Annotated in this window: 17 protein-coding genes; 6 read left to right on the forward strand and 11 right to left on the reverse strand. The window is 70.4% G+C overall.

The genetic code is table 11. The annotated features are described in order from the left end of the window. Positions 1 to 303: 303 nt before the first annotated feature. The 3 genes from NMN56_RS19545 to NMN56_RS19555 are packed head-to-tail and all read right to left on the reverse strand — an operon-like array spanning position 304 to position 1,566. Positions 304 to 507, reverse strand: coding sequence for a DUF397 domain-containing protein (locus tag NMN56_RS19545; protein ID WP_274046152.1), 204 nt, complete (start codon positions 505 to 507; stop codon positions 304 to 306). Positions 508 to 544: 37 nt separating this feature from the next. Next, a complete protein-coding gene (locus tag NMN56_RS19550) occupies positions 545 to 742 on the reverse strand; it encodes a DUF397 domain-containing protein (RefSeq protein ID WP_274046153.1) in 198 nt (65 codons plus the stop codon). After that, positions 739 to 1,566, reverse strand: coding sequence for a DUF5753 domain-containing protein (locus NMN56_RS19555; RefSeq protein WP_274046154.1), 828 nt, complete (start codon positions 1,564 to 1,566; stop codon positions 739 to 741). Before NMN56_RS19555 ends, NMN56_RS19550 begins: the two co-directional genes overlap by 4 nt. A 194-nt stretch (positions 1,567 to 1,760) precedes the next feature. On the opposite strand from NMN56_RS19555, the gene NMN56_RS19560 reads away from it, so the two are divergent. Then, positions 1,761 to 1,988, forward strand: a complete 228-nt coding sequence (locus tag NMN56_RS19560) for a hypothetical protein (protein WP_274046155.1) — start codon at positions 1,761 to 1,763, stop codon at positions 1,986 to 1,988. 342 nt (positions 1,989 to 2,330) lie between these two features. Further along, positions 2,331 to 3,479 (forward strand): ADP-ribosylglycohydrolase family protein, encoded by a 1,149-nt coding sequence (locus NMN56_RS19565; protein WP_274046156.1) that lies wholly within the window; start codon positions 2,331 to 2,333, stop codon positions 3,477 to 3,479. A 78-nt stretch (positions 3,480 to 3,557) separates the two neighbouring features. Here NMN56_RS19565 and NMN56_RS19570 read toward each other — a convergent pair whose 3' ends face one another. Beyond that, positions 3,558 to 4,352 carry an SDR family oxidoreductase gene (locus NMN56_RS19570; protein WP_274046157.1) on the reverse strand — a complete coding sequence of 265 codons (795 nt, stop codon included), beginning with the start codon at positions 4,350 to 4,352 and terminating at the stop codon, positions 3,558 to 3,560. 80 nt (positions 4,353 to 4,432) lie between these two features. Between NMN56_RS19570 and NMN56_RS19575 the strand changes: the two genes are divergently transcribed. Continuing rightward, entirely contained in the window at positions 4,433 to 5,275 is an 843-nt protein-coding gene (locus NMN56_RS19575; RefSeq protein WP_274046196.1) for a hypothetical protein, read from the forward strand. A gap of 115 nt (positions 5,276 to 5,390) precedes the next feature. Here the strand turns inward: NMN56_RS19575 and NMN56_RS19580 are convergent, their stop codons facing one another. The 3 genes from NMN56_RS19580 to NMN56_RS19590 form a co-directional block, all read right to left on the reverse strand. Continuing rightward, the gene (locus NMN56_RS19580) at positions 5,391 to 5,597 is read right to left on the reverse strand and encodes a DUF397 domain-containing protein (RefSeq protein ID WP_274046158.1); all 207 of its coding nucleotides are present in this window, start codon (positions 5,595 to 5,597) and stop codon (positions 5,391 to 5,393) included. A gap of 149 nt (positions 5,598 to 5,746) precedes the next feature. Further along, positions 5,747 to 6,607 carry a helix-turn-helix domain-containing protein gene (locus NMN56_RS19585; protein WP_274046159.1) on the reverse strand — a complete coding sequence of 287 codons (861 nt, stop codon included), beginning with the start codon at positions 6,605 to 6,607 and terminating at the stop codon, positions 5,747 to 5,749. A gap of 385 nt (positions 6,608 to 6,992) precedes the next feature. After that, positions 6,993 to 7,772 carry a GOLPH3/VPS74 family protein gene (locus NMN56_RS19590; protein ID WP_274046160.1) on the reverse strand — a complete coding sequence of 260 codons (780 nt, stop codon included), beginning with the start codon at positions 7,770 to 7,772 and terminating at the stop codon, positions 6,993 to 6,995. A 193-nt stretch (positions 7,773 to 7,965) separates the two neighbouring features. Here NMN56_RS19590 and NMN56_RS19595 point away from each other — a divergent pair, with 193 nt between their 5' ends. Next, complete coding sequence (locus tag NMN56_RS19595) at positions 7,966 to 10,884, forward strand: serine hydrolase (protein WP_274046197.1); 2,919 nt, start codon at positions 7,966 to 7,968, stop codon at positions 10,882 to 10,884. 157 nt (positions 10,885 to 11,041) lie between these two features. After that, positions 11,042 to 12,955 (forward strand): DUF2339 domain-containing protein, encoded by a 1,914-nt coding sequence (locus NMN56_RS19600; RefSeq protein WP_274046161.1) that lies wholly within the window; start codon positions 11,042 to 11,044, stop codon positions 12,953 to 12,955. A gap of 16 nt (positions 12,956 to 12,971) precedes the next feature. On the opposite strand, the gene NMN56_RS19605 is transcribed toward NMN56_RS19600, so the two are convergent. Both NMN56_RS19605 and NMN56_RS19610 read right to left on the reverse strand, forming a co-directional pair. After that, positions 12,972 to 13,367, reverse strand: a complete 396-nt coding sequence (locus tag NMN56_RS19605) for a VOC family protein (RefSeq protein ID WP_274046162.1) — start codon at positions 13,365 to 13,367, stop codon at positions 12,972 to 12,974. A gap of 189 nt (positions 13,368 to 13,556) precedes the next feature. Next, positions 13,557 to 14,183: a TetR/AcrR family transcriptional regulator gene (locus tag NMN56_RS19610; RefSeq protein ID WP_274046163.1), complete on the reverse strand. Its 627-nt coding sequence runs from the start codon at positions 14,181 to 14,183 to the stop codon at positions 13,557 to 13,559. A 116-nt stretch (positions 14,184 to 14,299) separates the two neighbouring features. On the opposite strand from NMN56_RS19610, the gene NMN56_RS19615 reads away from it, so the two are divergent. Then, positions 14,300 to 15,145, forward strand: coding sequence for an NAD(P)H-binding protein (locus NMN56_RS19615; RefSeq protein WP_274046164.1), 846 nt, complete (start codon positions 14,300 to 14,302; stop codon positions 15,143 to 15,145). A 225-nt stretch (positions 15,146 to 15,370) separates the two neighbouring features. Here the strand turns inward: NMN56_RS19615 and NMN56_RS19620 are convergent, their stop codons facing one another. Together NMN56_RS19620 and NMN56_RS19625 are read right to left on the reverse strand one after the other, a co-directional pair. Then, positions 15,371 to 16,636: an FAD-dependent monooxygenase gene (locus NMN56_RS19620; RefSeq protein WP_274046165.1), complete on the reverse strand. Its 1,266-nt coding sequence runs from the start codon at positions 16,634 to 16,636 to the stop codon at positions 15,371 to 15,373. A gap of 132 nt (positions 16,637 to 16,768) precedes the next feature. Then, the gene (locus NMN56_RS19625) at positions 16,769 to 17,371 is read right to left on the reverse strand and encodes a TetR/AcrR family transcriptional regulator (protein WP_274046166.1); all 603 of its coding nucleotides are present in this window, start codon (positions 17,369 to 17,371) and stop codon (positions 16,769 to 16,771) included. Positions 17,372 to 17,415 lie beyond the last annotated feature (44 nt).

Here is a 17,415-nt window from a genome sequence, read left to right on the forward strand (position 1 = left end):
CCCAGCTTCGTACCCGCCCGTTGGCCCGGCGCACGGGGGTCAGAGGTGGTGGACTTCCCCGGTCTCGATGAGCTGCCGTTCCCGCTCCGCCGCTCTGCCCCGTAGATCCTTGCCCCGAGCGCGGGCAGCCACCTTTCGACGCTCCAGCCCTTCACTCAACGAGCCCGTAGAAGCCCTCAAAGTCCTGCCGCCACAGTAGGAGCCACAACCCCACTCCCACAGCCCACCGTCACCCTCTGCGCAGAATCCGCACGCGCCGAGGGGCTCCCGGCGGACACCAGGAGCCCCTCGTCGCCTGCGGGTTCAGATGACGCGGTCACGGACGGCACCGACGAACGCGGCGAACGCCGCCGTGCTGACGGTGAGTACGGGTCCGTCCGGGTTCTTGGAGTCGCGTACGGGGACGACGCCGTGCGACACGGCGAGGTCCGCGGCAGCCTCGATGCACGCACCGCCATTGCTGCTGTAACTGGATTTGCGCCACACGGCGCGGGTGTACTCGCTCATGTGCACGCCTCCTTACGTGTCTTTGCCGATGACGGGGTCAGATGGCGCCGTCACGGATGGCGCCGACGAATGCGGCGAACGCCTCGGTTCCGATGGTGATTACGGGCCCGCCGGGGTTCTTGGAGTCGCGTACGGGGATGTTGGCGAATCCGTCGGCGACTTCGAGGCACTCGCCCTGGTTCGAGCCGCTGTAGCTGGACTTGCGCCACATGTGGCCGGGGTACTGCTCGCTCATGTGTATTCCTTCATGATCGATTCGATAGCCACCGCGCTGTCGTCGGGGCCCAACGCCGTTGCGGTGAGCAGATCATAGGCACTCCGAGCCTCCGCGACATGGGCCTCCTCGCAGGTCACGTACCCGGTGGGAAAGCCGTCCACATGCACGACGTCGGGCTGGTCGGCGAAGGACAGCACACCGTAGGGACTTGTTCCCGCGTGGTAGACGCTGTGTCCCGCAGGCACGATCTGCACCACATGCGGAGGGGTCGTCGCCATGGTCAGCAGACGACCGAGCTGCTCATGCATGACCTCGGCGTTCCCTGCGGTACGGCGCAGCGCGCTCTCATCGAGTGTCACCCACACCTGTGGCGGCTCGTCCCGGTCCAGGATGTGCTGGCGACTCATGCGCAGGGCGACGGCCGTTTCCAGCTTCGGCGGTCGACCTGTCGCCAGCACCGCACGCGCGTACGCCTCCGTCTGGACAAGCCCAGGCACCAGGTGCGGGTTGAACAGCCTGATGCGGGTGGCTTTCGCTTCCAACTCGACGTAACCACGGAACCAGGGCGGGTACGCCTCCCGCGTGATGAAGCGCCACAGCCTCACGAATCGCCCATGCGCGTCGGGGAACCGCCTGTCGCATGCTTCCGCGAACTGTCGACTTGCGAGGCGGTCCCCGGCCAGGATCTTGGACACCAACGTCTTGTGGCAGTGGGCTACCGCAGCCAACTCGCTCGCGCGGGTGTCGGTCCTCTTCAGCTCAAGCAGAACTTCGTTGCCGAAGTGCGCCAATGCTGAGGCGGTGGGGTCGCTCAGGTCTACGCCGTCCGTCTCTGCGGCCATGAGGGCTCCCTTTTCCTTGATCACGCAAGTTGACAGTCCCGTCTGTCATCTGGTCCCCCCTGGTACGGGGAGTGTGCGTGACCTCACGATCGGTGAGCACGACGTTACTCCGACTCGCGAGGCGGCAAGCCGTGAATCACAATCCCAATTCGCCCGACTACAGGCTCGGTTCACCCGCCACACAAGCTGGTGACGTGAACCGAAACCGGGCGGCCACCGAACTCGCCCTCTCCGCCGTCGTCGCGGAACTCCGCAAAGGGCTACGGGCGCACGACATCCGGGCCCGGGACGTGGTGAGCCGGACCGCGCATCAGGGGAGGAGCGGCGTCGACGTGCGGGGCATGTCGCTCGGGGACGCGGCCGTGCTGGCGGTGGTTCTCAACGAGTCGGCGCCCGGCGCGAAGCCGGCGTCCGATGGGTAGCCGTATGACGCTCCGGGTAGGCAGGATCGGCCCGGACGGAACAGCTCAGTTCGGGCCGAAAAGGGTGATCAGCGCGGGGGCGAACGATCCGCGACCGCCCGACGCGAACCCGTGCGCCTACCCACCTTGCCGGTGCCCGGTGCACCGGCAAGAACCGCAGGAGCCGCGCGAGCCGCGTGCGGGACATGACGCGGTACGGGAACCACGGGAACGTACGGACGACGGCCTCGCTGATCATCTGGGCACCACGGACAGTCCACACGGACACCACATCTGACCGATCCCCGTCTATTAGAGTGCGGGGCCGGGACCGTGGGGGAGCAGTCAGGAGGGGCGGATTACGTGGCAGCTTCGGGTGGCTCGGAGAGCGGTGGCGGGGCTTCCGCAGGGACGGCCATATGGGGCAGGGCCGAACAGCAGGACTTCCGCAGCCGTGTGCGCGGCTGCCTGCTGGGCGGCGCGGTCGGTGACGCGCTGGGTGCCGGCGTGGAGTTCGACTCCCTCGCGGAGATCAGGACCAAGCACGGCCAGCAGGGCGTGACGGACTACGTTCCCGCATACGGTCGCAGGGGCGCCATCACGGACGACACGCAGATGACCCTCTTCACGGTCGACGGCCTGATCCGCGCGCATGTGCGCCGTGACACCGGCGCCTGGCATCCGCCGACGGACGTGCACGCCGCCTACCGCCGCTGGTCGGCGACCCAGCGCGACTGGGGCCCCGACGAGCGGCGCGACGAGGACGGCTGGCTCGCCCGCGAGGAGTGGCTGTACGCGCGCCGCGCTCCCGGCAACGCCTGCCTGAGCGGGCTGGCCGACGACCGTATGGGCACGCTGGAGAAGCCCAAGAACCCGGAGTCGAAGGGCTGCGGGACCGTGATGCGCTCGGCGCCTTTCGGGCTACTGGTGGGCTGGGAGCCCCAGTTGGTCTTCCAGCTCGCCGTCGAGTGCGCGGCGCAGACGCACGGGCACCCCACCGGCTACCTCGCCGCCGGCGCCTTCGCCGCGATCGTGCACGCGCTCGCACGCGGCGAGGCACTGGACACGGCCGTGCAGCGCGCTCTGGTCCAGCTCGCCGCACGTCCGGGCCACGAGGAGACGACCGAGGCGCTCAAGCAGGCACTCGGCGCCGTACGCCAGGGCATGCCGTCCCCTGACAGGGTCGAGGCTCTCGGCGAGGGCTGGACGGCGGAGGAGGCGCTGTCCATCGGCGTGTACTGCGCGCTGGTCGCCGAGGACGTACGGCACGGACTGCTGCTGGCCGTGAACCACGGCGGTGACAGCGACTCGACGGGCTCCGTCTGCGGAAACCTCCTCGGCGCCATACACGGCGAGACCGCGCTGCCGCCGGGCTGGGTCGCCGAGATCGAGGGCCGCGCCTCGATCCTCGAACTCGCCGACGACTTCGCCATGGAGATGACCCAGGGCCCCGCACTGCACGGCCCGGCCGCTGCCTCCCCGGCCTGGCTCTCCCGCTACCCGCGCGCGTAGCGCCCGCGCCCGCGCCCTGACGACTCGAAGGTACGGGGCACGAGGTACGAGGCACCTGGCGCGGAGCGCATCCGCGCATCAGCGCATGATCTCCCCGGCGTTGACCAGGAGGCACTGGCCCGTGATGCCGCGTGCCCTGCCGGAGGCGAAGAAGACGGCGGTGTCCGCGACATCGCCGTCCGTCGCCATCTCGGGCAGGGCCATCTTCTCCTCCAGGCGCCCCCGTACCGCGTCCTCCTCCACACCCTCGGACTCGGCGGCCCACCGCACGTACCCCTCGACCATCGGGCCCCACATCCAGCCCGGCTGCACGGTGTTGACCCGTATCCGGTGCGGTCCCAGTTCGCGCGCGAGCGAGTACATGGTGGACACGAGCGCGCCCTTGGAAGCGGCGTAGGCGGCCTGCCGTACCTGTGAGGGCGCGGCGACGGAGGACTGCGTTCCGATCATCACGACCGAGCCGCCCCCGCGCCCGCCGGCCTCCTTCAGCGCGGGCAGACAGGCGCGGGTCATGCGCAGGGTGCCCAGCAGATTGATGTCGAGGACCCGTTCCCACTCCCCGAAGTCGGCGTCCTCCAGACCGCCCATGAGGGTGTCCAGCGCGGCCACGTGCACCACCGCGTCGATCCCCCCGAACCGCTCGCACGCCAGCGCGGCCAGCGCCTCGCACTGTGCCTCATCCGCGATGTCGGTCACCCTGTGCGCCGTACGGTCACCGTCCGGGTCGATCTCCGCTGCGCACTTCGCGAGGTTCGCCTCCGTACGGGCGCCGAGCGCCACGTTCGCGCCCTCCCGTACGCACGCCGCCGCGACCTGGTGTCCCAGACCCGCGCCGACCCCCGACACCACCACCGTCTTGCCCCTCAGCAACATGGCGTCTCGCCTCTCGATATCTGACGCTAAGTCAGATACACCGTAGGGGGACGGAGATGAGAGAGGAAGGGGAGGCAGCGATGCAGGAGGACACCCGCAGCGAGACCTACGCCGAACTCGCGGCGCTCGGCCCGTACGGAGTGCGCCCGGGCCACGCGCTGATCACGATGGTCGAGCCGCATCCGGGCCACGAGTACGCCTACAACCGCTGGTACGAGGACGACCACTACATCGCGGGCGCCATGGCGATGCCATGGATCTACGCGGGCCGCCGCTGGGTCGCCACCCGCGACCTCCAACTCCTGCGCTATCCCGAGGAGTCGGCCGTCGCGCAGCCCGTCACGGCCGGCTGCTATCTGTCCACGTACTGGATCACCGAGGGGCGTTACGCCGACCACATGAAGTGGACCGTCGGCATCAACAAGCGCCTCAACCGGGACGGACGCGTCCACCAGGAACGCACCCACGTCTTCACGAGCTTCCAGGACCACGAGACCACGGTCTACCGCGACGGTGCGGCCGGCCCCCGCGACTTCCACGCGCTCGACCATCCCTACGAGGGCCTGGTCCTGCAGGTCATCGACTCCGAGGGCCCCGAGCAGCGGGACGAGCTCCTGGAGTGGCTGCGCACCAGCCACCTCCCGGCGCGTCTCAAGGACTCGCCCGCCGCACTCGTCACCGTCTTCCGCCCCACCCCGCTGCCCGGCGACCGCATGACGTACGTGAAGCAGGTGGAGGGCGTCGACACCCGCCTCACGCTTCTCTGGTTCCTCCAGCAGGACCCCCGCGAGTGCTGGGACCCCTGCTTCACGGGGCTCACCGAGGCCATCGGCCAATCCGGGCTGGGCACGCTCCAGTTGGTCGCACCCTTCGTGCCGACCGTTCCGGGAACGGACACCTATGTGGACCGGCTGCGGTCCTGACACACACGCGGGGAGGCGGTGCGGCGTCCGTTCCCGGAACATGACCGAGCCCCCTCGGCCGGGACGGCGAACCTGTCGAGAGGGCTCCGGTCGGTCGTCGTACGAGCGGCGTGGCTCAGGAGTTCCGGAGAGCCTCGCCGTTCAGCGCGTCCACAAAGCCGGTCCACGCGGCGGGCGCGAAGCCCAGCCGCGGACCCGCGACGGCTTTCGAGTCGCGCACCGAGATCACCTGCGGCGTCGCCGACCTCACCTCAACACATGCTCCGTTCGCCGAATAGCTCGATTTGGTCCATGTCTTGGTCGAACCTTTTGCGATAGCCATGTCTGCTCCGGTCTGCTCCGGTCGATTTGCGGTGCGTCGGTGACGCTACGCCGCGTTCTTCCGTCATGGAGTGGACGTTCACTCGACCGGATGGCATATTCCAGGCAGCTCTTCACACTGCGCGAGGCCCGGGTGTAGCCTCCCCGGCTTCAGCCACGGGCAAATTCCTTCGTCACGTTCTCGATGAACTCCCGTGTCTGGTCCGGGTTCAGGGCACCGGCCCGCAGATGCTCGTACATCACGCTGTAGCTCTGCACGTCGTGCGGCTTCTCCAGATAGAGGTCGCTCGTCACGCCTTCCAGATACACGACGGAGGAGTCCGAGGCGTCCGGGAACTCAAGAATGGCGTACTGCCCGTTGACCCCCGGATGCGCGCCCAGCGCGAACGGCATCACCTGGATCGTCAGATGGGGCAGCTGCGAGAGCGCGATCAGATGCTCCAACTGCTCGACCATGACTTGCCGTCCACCGATCGCCCTGCGCAGCGCCGCCTCGTCCAGCACCGCCCACATCCGCAGCGGATGGCGGGGGTCCGACACCCGCTCCTGCCGGCGCATCCGCACCTGCACCCGCTTCTCGATCTCCGGCGCCGACGCCTCGGGAAGGGCGCCCATGCACACGGCCTCCGCGTACGAACGGGTCTGGAGCAGCCCGGGAACCACCTGCGGCTCATAGACACGCAGTGAGGCCGCGTCGGTCTCCAGCCCGATGTAGACGCTGTACGGGATGTCACCGAACGCGTGCCACCAGCCCTGCTGGCGCGACTCCTTGGCCATCTGCATGAGGGAGTCGACTATCCGGCGGTCCTCCACCTCGTAGACGCCGCACAGATCGCGCACGTCCCGCTGGCTGATGCTGCGCCGCCCGTTCTCCAGCCGGCTGATCTTCGACTGGGACACCAGGAGCCGGTCGGCGACCTCCTCCGCCGTCATGCCGCGCTGCTCGCGAAGACGGCGCAATTCCTGACCCAGTCGGCGACGCCGGACTGTGGGATTGACGTTCGACGCCACGGGACCGCACCTCCGTGTAAGTACGACTACTTGAAGCAGGTTGCCACCAACATGTGCACCGGCGCTGCCAAATGGCAACAGAGAGTGCGGGTCTGAGTACAGCAATCGCCGGAGTTCGCGTACAGCGGTCCGGAAAACAGCGCACGCGCGGGGTGGCAATCCGGCCGTCGTTCTGGCGGTCGGACTACCACCCCGCGCGTCTTCGCGGCTCCGTAATGTCTCTACGGTTCTGGTTTTCCCGCTGGTGCTTTCCGTGTGTTCCAGGTGCTGTTGATGGAGTTGACGGTGTTGGTGTCGGTGACATCGGTGCGGTGGTTGCCGGCAGTGCCGAAACCGCCCTCTCCGCCGCGCGCGGCCTGTGGGCCGACGCCGGAGACGCAAAGGGTCAGCGTGCTCCCACCCGGGCCATCGCACCCGCCACCTGACGCGGCTGTTCGGGAACGTGCCGGGCCGTGGCAGCCGCTGGGACTGCCGCCGTCCGCGGTGCCGGGTGTCCTGCCGGGCCACCCGTTCCGCCGCCCTGTGCACGCCGCGGCTGCTGCGCGACGCCGTTCTGCACGTCCATCACCGCGTGTGCGACGAGTCCGCCCATCGGGTCGTGCCTGATCAGGTCCCGGAGCCGGGAGCGGCATGACCGTCCCTCGTTGCCGGGATACAGGTGCTTGCCGAGGCCGACCGCATGGGCCAGCGCGGCGAGCGCCGCTGTCCGCGGGTCCGGTGGGACCCCTGTGCGGATGGCGGAATCCAGCCGGGTCCTGATCTCCCGGCTGATCGCTGTCTCCGTCGCCTGGTAGCGCGTCGTCGGCAGCACCCCGCACATCTGGCCGGAAACGGCATGCACCATGCCGCACCGCTCCAGGTGTGTGAGATAGGTTTGGCGAAGCCCCAGCCGGGGCCCGCCGATCCAGTGGACAGCGCGCACGGGGCTGCCGCGCCTGCGCAGCAACTCCAGTGCGGAGTCCAGGGTCGGATCTCCGGTCGGCCGTGGCAGCACCACGGCGATACGATCCCCATCAGGGGCTATCCGTCCTGCCAGAGCCAGCTCTACTAGCTGGGCCCCGGCCAGGCCGAGGTCAAGCGACTGTGGCTGCGCCGTGGTACCCGTGGCCGGGTCCAGGGCGAGCAACAGAAGCTCCTCCGGAATTGTTCTGCGGCTCCTGCCCATCCATGCCTCCCCGCGTGGATGAATGACAGGGTGACCCCTCTCACAATGGTCTGTCGAGAGTGCGCGGACCTTATGGACGGGAACCAGTAGGTATGTCGTTCTCGTCTGCCGAGTGGGGAGGCCAAAGAGTCGACCCTGACGAGCGCTGCCGCATCAGGTGGCAGCCGCGGTGCACAGGACACTGTTAACTGGTATGGCGAGCGGCGAGCAGCAGCATCAGGAGGCATTGGTGGCGGGCGAATCCCCCGACAGGTCGGAGCGGGAGAGGTCGTCGGGGGAGACGACGGAGGGCGGCGGCGTGGTTGCCCGTCCTGACGAGACGGCCGAAAACGAACGGCTGAAGGGTGCGGGCACCAGCGTCCCCGCCCCCGCATCCCCCGCAGGCGACGAGACCAGCACCGGAACGGGTGACGAGACGGACGACAGGGCCGAAGGCCAGGAAGCGTCCTCGTCCCCTGACGACACCGGGCGCGAGAGCACCGGCACGTCCGGGACCACGAACACGGACGAGACGGCGGACACGGACGAGACGGCGGACACCGGAAAGACACCGGCCGCCGGCGGGAGCCCGGATACGGGCGTGAGCACGGAAGCGGGCGGCGGCGAGGGCGGCACGGACGAGAAGGACGTACGTCTCAAGTCCGCTGTCGCCGCGTGGGTCGCGACCGAGGGCGACGGCGAGGCAGCGCCAGCGGGCGGCCCCGCCGAGGACGAGGACGCCGCCGGTACGGGGTCCAGGAGCGGCACCAAGGGCGCGGAGAGCGCCGGTGACGGCGCCGGGCAGGCCGGGGCGGGGGAGGCCGGGAGCGGCGCCTCTGCGAGCGATCTGCCGGTGCGCCGCCCGCAGCCGGCCAAGCAGTCGAAGCCGGCGAAGCAGGCGGCGCGGCCGAAGCGTGAGCAGGCGAGCCGGGCCGGCAGTGACGGTACGGCGGACAAGGCGCCCGGGGGCGACCCGCCGACGGCGATGTTCGGGATCCTGCGCCCCGACGACGTGCGTACCGCCGAGGACAGTGACGAGGCGGCTGCCGAACGCGCCGAGCGGCTGACCGCGGCCTTCTTCGGCTCCTCCAAGGGTGAGCAGAAGAGCGGCGAGGACGCCGAGGACGCCGAAGGCGGCGAAGACACGGGCTCCGGCGGTACGCCGGCCCCCGAGGCGAAGGCGGGCACGGCCGAGGAGTCGGGTGCCAAGCCGGGCACGGCGGGCGAGCGGCCCGTCGACCAGCCCACCGCGACGTTCCGCACGAAGGGCGCCAAGGACACCAAGGGAGCCGGGGGCGTCGGGAGCGGGAGCAAGGACGCAAAGGGCGACAAGGCGGCAAACGGCTCCAAGGGGGCCGTCGACCAGCCCACCGCCGTTTTCCGCACCCCGGACGTCGCCAAGAGCGATCAGGCCGCCAAGGACGCCAAGGACGGACAGGACGAGAAGAGCGGGAAGGGCGAGAAGCCGCAGGGGGCGCAGAAGCCCGGGAAGGGCGACAAGCCGGACAGCGGCGCCACGTCGTCCCGGTCCGGCACGAAGCCCGGCATCACGTCCGGTGCGAAGTCCGAGGGCGCGTCCCAGGCCGCGTCCGAGGGCAAGGCCAAGGCCGACCCGCGTACGCGTGGCGAGGAGGAGTCCGAGGCGGAGCGGACCAGCCAGTTCATTCCGCTGAAGTCCACGGACGAGCCCCGTACGCCCGCCAGGGCGCTGCCTCCGCAGGCGCCCAAGGCTCCGCCGGCGCCGCCCATGCCGCCGAAGGCGCCCCAGGCCGGTGCTGCGGCCGGTGCCATGCCGCCGGCAGCGGAGGCCGAGGGGCACGCGGCGCCGGAGATGACCCGGCAGCAGCCGATGCCCGATCCGCCGCCGCTCGACCTGCTGGCGCAGCTCACCAACACCCCGCCCCCGGCCGAGACGCCGCTGCGCACCATCAGGCGGCGCATCAAGGTCTGGACGCCACTGGTGCTGCTGCTCGCCGTGGTGTTCGTCGTCGTCCAGGCCGTGCGCCCGCTTCCGGCGCCCGAGCTGGCGATGACGGCGTCGAGCACGTACGCGTTCAAGGGCGCTGAGCCGTCCGTGCCGTGGCCGTCCGAGGGCCAAGCCGTGCTGGAGGTGGACGGGCTGGGCTCGCTCGGCTCGTACGGCAAGCAGAAGCCGGTGCCGATCGCGAGCGTCGCGAAGGTGATGACCGCATACGTCATCCTCCGCGACCACCCGGTCAAGAAGGGCAGCAAGGGCGCGAAGATCCCGGTCGATCAGAAGGCCGAGGACGAGGCAGGACTCAGCGCGCAGAACGAGTCGACCGTCAAGGTCAAGGCGGGCCAGAAAATCACCCAGCGCGAGGCGATGGACGCGATAATGATCGCGTCCGCGAACAACGTGGCGCGACTGCTGGCACGTTGGGACGCGGGGTCGGAGAAGGCGTTCGTCAAGAAGATGAACGACGCGGCCAAGGACCTCGGCATGACCAACTCCAAGTACACCGACCCCAGCGGGCTGAAGGCCGAGACCGTGAGCACGGCGGCCGATCAGGTCAAGCTGGGCAAGAAGGTCATGGAGCTGCCGCTGTTCCGCGAGGTCGTGCGGCAGCCGCAGTACGAGGACGGCAACGGCAAGACCCAGCCCAACTGGAACAAGCTCGTCCCGCTCGACGGTGTCGTCGGCATCAAGACCGGTACGACGACAAAGGCGGGCGGCAACCTGCTGTTCGCGGCCGAGAAGAAGATCGGCGGCACCAAGCAGCTGATCGTCGGGGCTGTTCTGGGGCAGTACAAGCCGTCGATCCTGGACACCGTTCTCGCCGAGAGCAAGAAGCTGATCGATTCGGCGCAGGACGCCATGGCGACGCGCAAGGTAGTCAAGAAGGGCGATGTCGTCGGCTACGTCGACGACCAGCTCGGCGGCAAGACCCCCGTCGTGGCGACCAAGGACGTCACGGCCGTCGGCTGGCCGGGCCTGAAGGTCAAGCTCGGTCTCACCGACAAGGGCACGTCCATTCCGCACGACGCGAAGCCCGGTACCAAGGTCGGCACCCTGACCGCGGGAGACGGGCCGGGACAGGTGAAGGTCCCGGTGACCCTTCAGAAGTCCATGACGGAGCCGGGCTTCGGCTCCAAGCTGACGCGCGTGGGCTGACGGACGGCACTCTCCGCCGCGACGGCAACCACCTCGTCGCGGCGGAGAAACCGGCGCCATTCCGGCGCCACCGGTGCCCACGGCTCGTACGGCGGGGCCGGTCGGGTAACGTCTGGCGGATCTGAGCCGAGCTGTACGGGGACGGGGAGAGAGCGCAGTGGCCACTGTGCACCCACCGCAGACGCCGGCGTCGTATGTCGATGCCGACGCCAGTGCGGGTGACATAACGGGGACATCGGGCGGGCCGGAAGCACCGGCAGCCGACGGGTCCCTCCCCGGACCGCGCCCGGAAACGGACGGCCGGACCGCCGGGGCCCGCTGGGCCCGGCACAAGCGCACCCTTCTCGTCGCGGTCGCCGCCATGGTGGCCGCGACGGTGTTGCATCTGGTGTGGCTCCGCTTCTTCGCGAGCAGCGGCGGCGACCTCGCGGCGCAGGACGCCTGGGCCGAGTTCGCGGGCCAGCACCCGGGTTCGGCGTACAACCTCGCCTGGTACGGGGGGCTGCACCCCGTCTCCTACAGCGTCATCTCGCCGTACCTCATGGCGGTCATCGGGGTGCGCACGACGCTGATCCTCTCCGGCGTGCTGTCGTCAGGGCTGCTCGCGCTGCTGCTCGTGCGGATGGTGCCCAAGCCGCTGGTGCCCGCGCTGTGGGGCGCGTTCGCGTTCGCGTGCAACGCCGCCTCGGGCCGGGTCACGTTCGCGCTGGGCATGCTGTTCGGGCTCGGGGCCGTCACCGCCGTATGGATGTGGCCGGCGCGCTGGCGGGGCCGTGGCGCGGGGCGCGGACCGCGGTACGTACGTGCGGCGCTCGTGATAGCGCTGTCCGCGCTGGCGACATCGGCAAGCCCCGTGGCGGGACTGTTCCTTGAGGTCGTCGCCGCCTCGCTGTTCCTGGCACGACGGCACGCCGCCGGCTTTGCGCTGGCGGTGCCGCCGCCCGTCGTCGTGGCGTGCGCCGCGCTGCTCTTCCCCTTCCAGGGCAACATGCCGATGCCGTTCGTCTCGGTGGCGTTCCCGCTGCTCGGCGCCGTGGCCGTCGCGCTGCTCGTGCCCAAGTCGTGGGTCGCCGTACGCGTCGGCGCCGCCGTCTACGCGCTGGGGATCGTGCTCACCTGGACGATCCCCTCCCAGGTGGGCTCGAACGTGGAGCGGCTCGGGCTGCTGTTCGGCGGGGTGGCGCTGCTCGCCGCAGCTCCGGTCGTGGTGGGGAACGGGCGGCGTGCCTGGCGCTCCCGCAAGGGGGCCGCGATGATCGTCGCGTTGATCCTGACCTGCGGCTGGCAGATCGCCAAGCCCACCTGGGACATCGTGCACACGACCCCCGAGACGGCCTGGGCCCGCGAGATGGCGCCGCTGGTCGAGCAGTTGAAGAGGCTGGACGCCGACCGCGCCCGGGTCGAGGTCGTGCCCGTCAACAGTCACCGGGAGGCGTCGGCGCTCGCGCCCTACGTCAACCTCGCGCGGGGCTGGAACCGTCAGGCCGACCTGGAACGCAACCCGCTCTTCTACGAGAAGAAACTGACCCCCGAGCGCTACCACGCGTGGCTGCGTCGCTGGGCCGTGCACTATGTCGTGCTGCCGGCCGACCCTCCTGACCTGGCGGGTGGCGTCGCCGAGGCGCGTCTCGTACGCGACGGGCAGCCGTATCTGGACGAGATCTGGTCCAACGACAGCTGGCGCGTCTTCCGCGTCGCCGACCCCGTCCAGATGGCCGAGCCGCCCGCCACGGTCAAGCGCGCGGACGCCGAAGGCGTCACCGTGCGCGTACGGGAGCCTGGCCCCGTGCTCGTACGGGTGCCGTGGTCTCCGTGGCTCGGCCTGGTGGACAAGAAGGGCGAGCGGATCGAGCCGCCCGACCACGAGGACGAGAACCGCAACGGCTGCCTGAGCGAGGCGACCCCCAGCTTCGGCGGCCCGCCGCCCGAGGGCAAGGAGGAGCCGGTGCTGGACACCTGGACCGTCCTGGACGCGCCGCGCGCCGGCACGTACCGCATCGCGGCGCCCTACAAGCTCCCGCGCGGAACGCCGTGCCCCGACGGGCAGGAGAGCCGGGACACGGCCGACTGAGAGGCGTGCGCGCCCGCTACGGCTGACGTCCGTCCGCGCCGTAGTGGCGAGTGATGATCTCCAGCACATGGCCGTCGGGGTCCAGCCAGTAGACGCCACGACCGCCGTCGTTGTGGTTGATCTCGCCGACGCGTTCACGGTAGGGGTCCGCGTAGTAGGTGATGCCCGCGGCCTTGATGCGGCCGAAGACGGCGTCGAACTCCTCCTCGGACACCAGGAACGCGTAGTGCTGCGACACGACCGGCTCGTCCCCGGCGTCCGCGTAGTCCAGCGCGACGTCGTTCCCCATGACCACGGGGAGGAACGGGCCGAACTGAGGCTGCACCTCCAGGCCCAGCAGGTCCGCAAGGAAGTGGGCCGAGTGCTTCTTGTCGCTCGCGTGCACGATGGTGTGGTTGAGCTGGACCGACATGACCGTGTCTCCTCTGGCTCGTCGCCGCCGCCCTTTCCGGGCCGTTCACCCTTTCCAACTCCCTTGAGCGGCCGGGAATTTCGCCGGACCGGTCGGTCCTTGGGCGTAGGTCCCCGGTCGGGGACGGGGAAGAGGGGTGCGGGCACATGCCGAGGGCTCACGCTGCCCACCGCGCGCCGGCCCGGCAGGTCAGGCCAGTCGGCGGACCACGCGGCGCAGTTGCTCGGCGTAGTGCTCCTGGAACTCGGCCGACTCCGGGTCGAGACCGAAGATCGCACGGACGGTGTGCGGCATGACGACGGGGCCGACGACCGCGCCGGTGAGCAGGAGCAGCATGGCCGCGGGGTCGAGGTCGTCGCCGATCTCGCCTGCCGACTGGCGGCGCCGGAGGTCCGAGAGGTCTTCGCGTTCCTGTTCCGGCGCGGTGCCCGTCAGTCCCGCCCAGACGTTCAGCCGGGGGCCGCGCGGATCGTCGAGCGCGGCGCGCAGGTAGCGGACCATCAGCTCGTCGAGCGGCACCTCGGGGTCGTTGAAGGCTTTTTCGCGCTCCAGCCACTGCCGGCTGAGCGCGTTCCACAGGCCCTCCTTGCCGCCGAAGTAGTACGCGATCAGTTGCTTGTTCAGGCCGGCCCTGTCCGCGATGTCCTGGACGCGCGCTCCCGCGAACCCCTTAGCGGCGAACTCGTCGTTGGCCGCCTCCAGCAGCAGGCGGCGGGAGCGCTCGGCGTCGAGCTTGCGCGTCCCGGGTGCGGGGGCGCGGCGCGGGGTGCGCGCCGCGTCGGCTGGTTCGGGCCGGGGAGCGGGGGAGTCGGTCACGGGGGCCAGCGTAACCGGGTGCGGACCGGTTCATCCATCTTTCTGTTTGACAAGTTCAACCGTTTGGTTGAACTATCGGCAGGGACAGAGAAAGACACGTACAGAGGGGGATTCGCATGATTCTGGTGACCGGAGCGACCGGGAACGTAGGGCGCCCGCTGGTCGCTGAGCTGGCCGCTTCCGATGTCAAGGTCAGGGCTCTGACCAGGGACCCGTCGACCGCGCTGCTGCCCGCAGGTGTCGAGGCGGCCCGCACGGACGAACTGGGCGCGGCACTCGAAGGAGTGGAGGCGGTGTTCCTGAACCCGGCCGTCTTCTGGGACGGCCCCGCCGAACTGCTGCGGCTCGCCGCCGAACGGGGCGTGCGCCGGGTGGTCACGATGTCCTCGTCCTCCGTCGTACGGGCCGACGTGGCCTCCGACAGCCCCATCGTGATCCACCACCGCGAGCTGGAGGCCGAGGTGGAGACCGCCTGCACGGAGAGCGGCATGCGCTGGACGCATCTGCGCCCCGACGTCTTCGCGACCAACACCCTCGGCTGGGCGCCCCAGGTCCGCGAGAGCGGCGTCGTGCGCACCGCCTACGCGCAGGCGCACTCCGCGCCCGTGCACGAGGCCGACATCGCCGCCGTCGCCGCGCTGGCCCTCACGGAGGCGGCCGGGCTCGACGGCGCGGGGCCGGTGCTGACGGGGCCCGAGTCCGTCACCCAGGCCGAGCAGGCCCGCCTCATCGGCGAGGCCGTGGGCAAGCCGGTCTCCTTCGAGGAGATCTCACGCGAGGAAGCACAGGCCGCGCTCGTCGCCCAGGGAGCGCCGGGCGGCGTCGCCGACACCCTGCTCGACATGGCCGCACAGGGCGTCGGCACGCCTGCCGAGGTCTCTCCCGCCGTGGAACGCCTCACCGGCCGCCCTGCCCCCTCGTATGCCGCCTGGGCCCGCGACCACGCGGACGACTTCCGCTGACGGGCGACCTGAGCGAGACGGGTACGTGCTCGGGGGCATGTGTGCGGGGGTGGGGGGTGCGGGGGCACGTGCCTCAGGGAACGTACGCGGGGGAACGTGACCGGGGGAACGTGAGTCGTACGCCGTCGCTGTGGCATCGCAGCGGCGGCGTACGGCTGTTCCTCGATGAATGCCTTACCGGAAGGTGAAGGCTCTACAGGGAGAAGGCTCTACCGGAAGGTCTCCCTACCGGGAGACGGATCGCCCCTGTGCACGGGGCGTGCGGGATGCGTCGCCCGCCGCGCGGAGTTCGGCCAGTTCCGTCGGTTTGCCCGTCACCGCACCCGCCACCAGGCGGTCCACACCGGGCACCCGCGCGGCACGCATCGCGGCCCTCCGTGCCCACAGGCGGGTACGGCTCTCCGGCAGGAACCAGCGCGTTCCCTGGCGTGCCACTTGCTGCTTCTCCTCCACGACCGGCCGCCACACCTGCTCGTAGCGCGCGAGCGCGCCGTCCAGGCCGTGTTCCTCCGCTGCTGCTCCCTGCGCCACTTGCCCTTCCATGGTGCCTATTTGGTCGGCGAGTACGTAGGCGCCCGCGATGCCGAGCGAGGCGCCCTGGCCGGCCAGGAGCGAGACCGCGTAACAGGCGTCGCCCAGGAGCACGGTCCTGCCCCGGCTCCAGCGGGGCAGCCGGGTCTGTGCGACCTGGTCGTAGTAGATCTCGGAGTGCGGCGGGCACGCGGCGAGCGCACTCGGGGCCACCCAGCCCAGGGAGCCGTACTCCTCCCGTACGGCGGCCCGCGCGTCTTCGGGAAGTGGCGCTCCATGGGTGCGTGTGCGGTGCACGGCGAACGCGGCGACCCGGCCGTCGCGCAGCCCGTAGAAGCCCATTTGCCGCCCCACGGTGTCCGTGAGACAGAAGCGGCCCGCGACCGCTTCGCGCACCACAGGGTCGTCGAAGACGAACGCGGCGGTATGGAAGCCCAATTGGCGCACGTAGTGACTCTCCTCGCCGAAGACGAGTGCGCGCACGGTGGAGTGGATGCCGTCTGCGCCCACCAGGAGGTCGGCCGCTACGGTGCTGCCGTCGGTGAGCGCGACGCGTACGCCGTCCGGCTCGTCCTCGACGGCGGCGACACTCGTGCCGTAACGGATGGCAACGCTCTCGGGAAGGTGCTCGCGCAGGGCGAGTTCGATGTCGGGCCGCATGATGCTCAGCAACTTGCCGCCGAGGAGCCCCGCGAACTGCCCGTAGTCGATACTGGCCCGCTGCCGTCCGTCGGTGTCCACGAACGAGGCGCCGCTGAGCGTGTAGCCCAGTTCCCTGAAGCGGGGCAGGACGCCCATCGCCTCGGCCGCCTCGTAGCCGGCACCGAAGAAGTCGATCATGTACCCCTGTGGACGCGGTCCCGGCGCCTTCTCCACCATGTCGACGTCCCAGCCCAGCCTCCCCAACTGGTGTGCCAGCGCGAGCCCTGCGATACCCGCTCCACAGATCACGGCCTTCATATGGGTCACCTCCTGTGCGTGTCGGTCCCTCTCGCCGCCGGCCTGGCGGTCGGTCCGGCCGTCGGCCCGTCGGCCCGTCGGTCCGGCCGTCGGCCTCTGTCGTCGGCGCCTGTCGTCGGCCCCGGGGCCGCTCTAGGAGCCGCCCTCGGCGTCCCCCGTGCTGTCCGTACGGGAGAGCAGCCGCCGTAGCACCGGGGCAGTGCCCGCCGAGGTGAGACCCGGGTGGACGGGGCGGTGCAGCATCAGCCCGTCCAGTGCGGCCAGCAGCACGGCCGCGGTCTCCTCCGGGTCGGCCACCACCCCGTCCCGGCGCAGCCGCCCCGCGACGCTGTCCCTGATCCGCGCCAGGACCACCTCCAGGTCCCGCCGCAGTGCCTCGTCCCGGCTGGCCGCCAAGTAGGTCTCCGTGAACAGCAGCGAGGTCGTGTCACGCCCCGTGTAGGCGTCCAGCGCACCGAGTGCGCCGTCGAGTGCCTCCTGCACCGTCGGCGCCGTCTCCAGGAGCCCCGTCAACTCGTCCACGAGGCCCTTCACGGCACCGAGCGCGGCCTCGGCGAGCAGGGCCTTGAGTGAGGCGAAGTGGTAGTGCACAAGGCCGGGTCCGACCTCGGCGCGCTCGGCGAGCGCCCGGGTGCTGACGGCCGACCAGCCGCGCTCGGCGATCAGTTCGGCGCCGGCGCGCAGCAGCCGGTGACGCACCTCGCGCCCCCTGTCCGCCGCTGTAAGGGCTGCCATGTGACGTCTCCCGTGTCTCGTCGGGCCTGGGGCACCTGTCCTGA

The organism is Streptomyces iconiensis, from assembly GCF_028657195.3.
GTDB classification, from domain to species: Bacteria; Actinomycetota; Actinomycetes; order Streptomycetales; family Streptomycetaceae; genus Streptomyces; species Streptomyces iconiensis.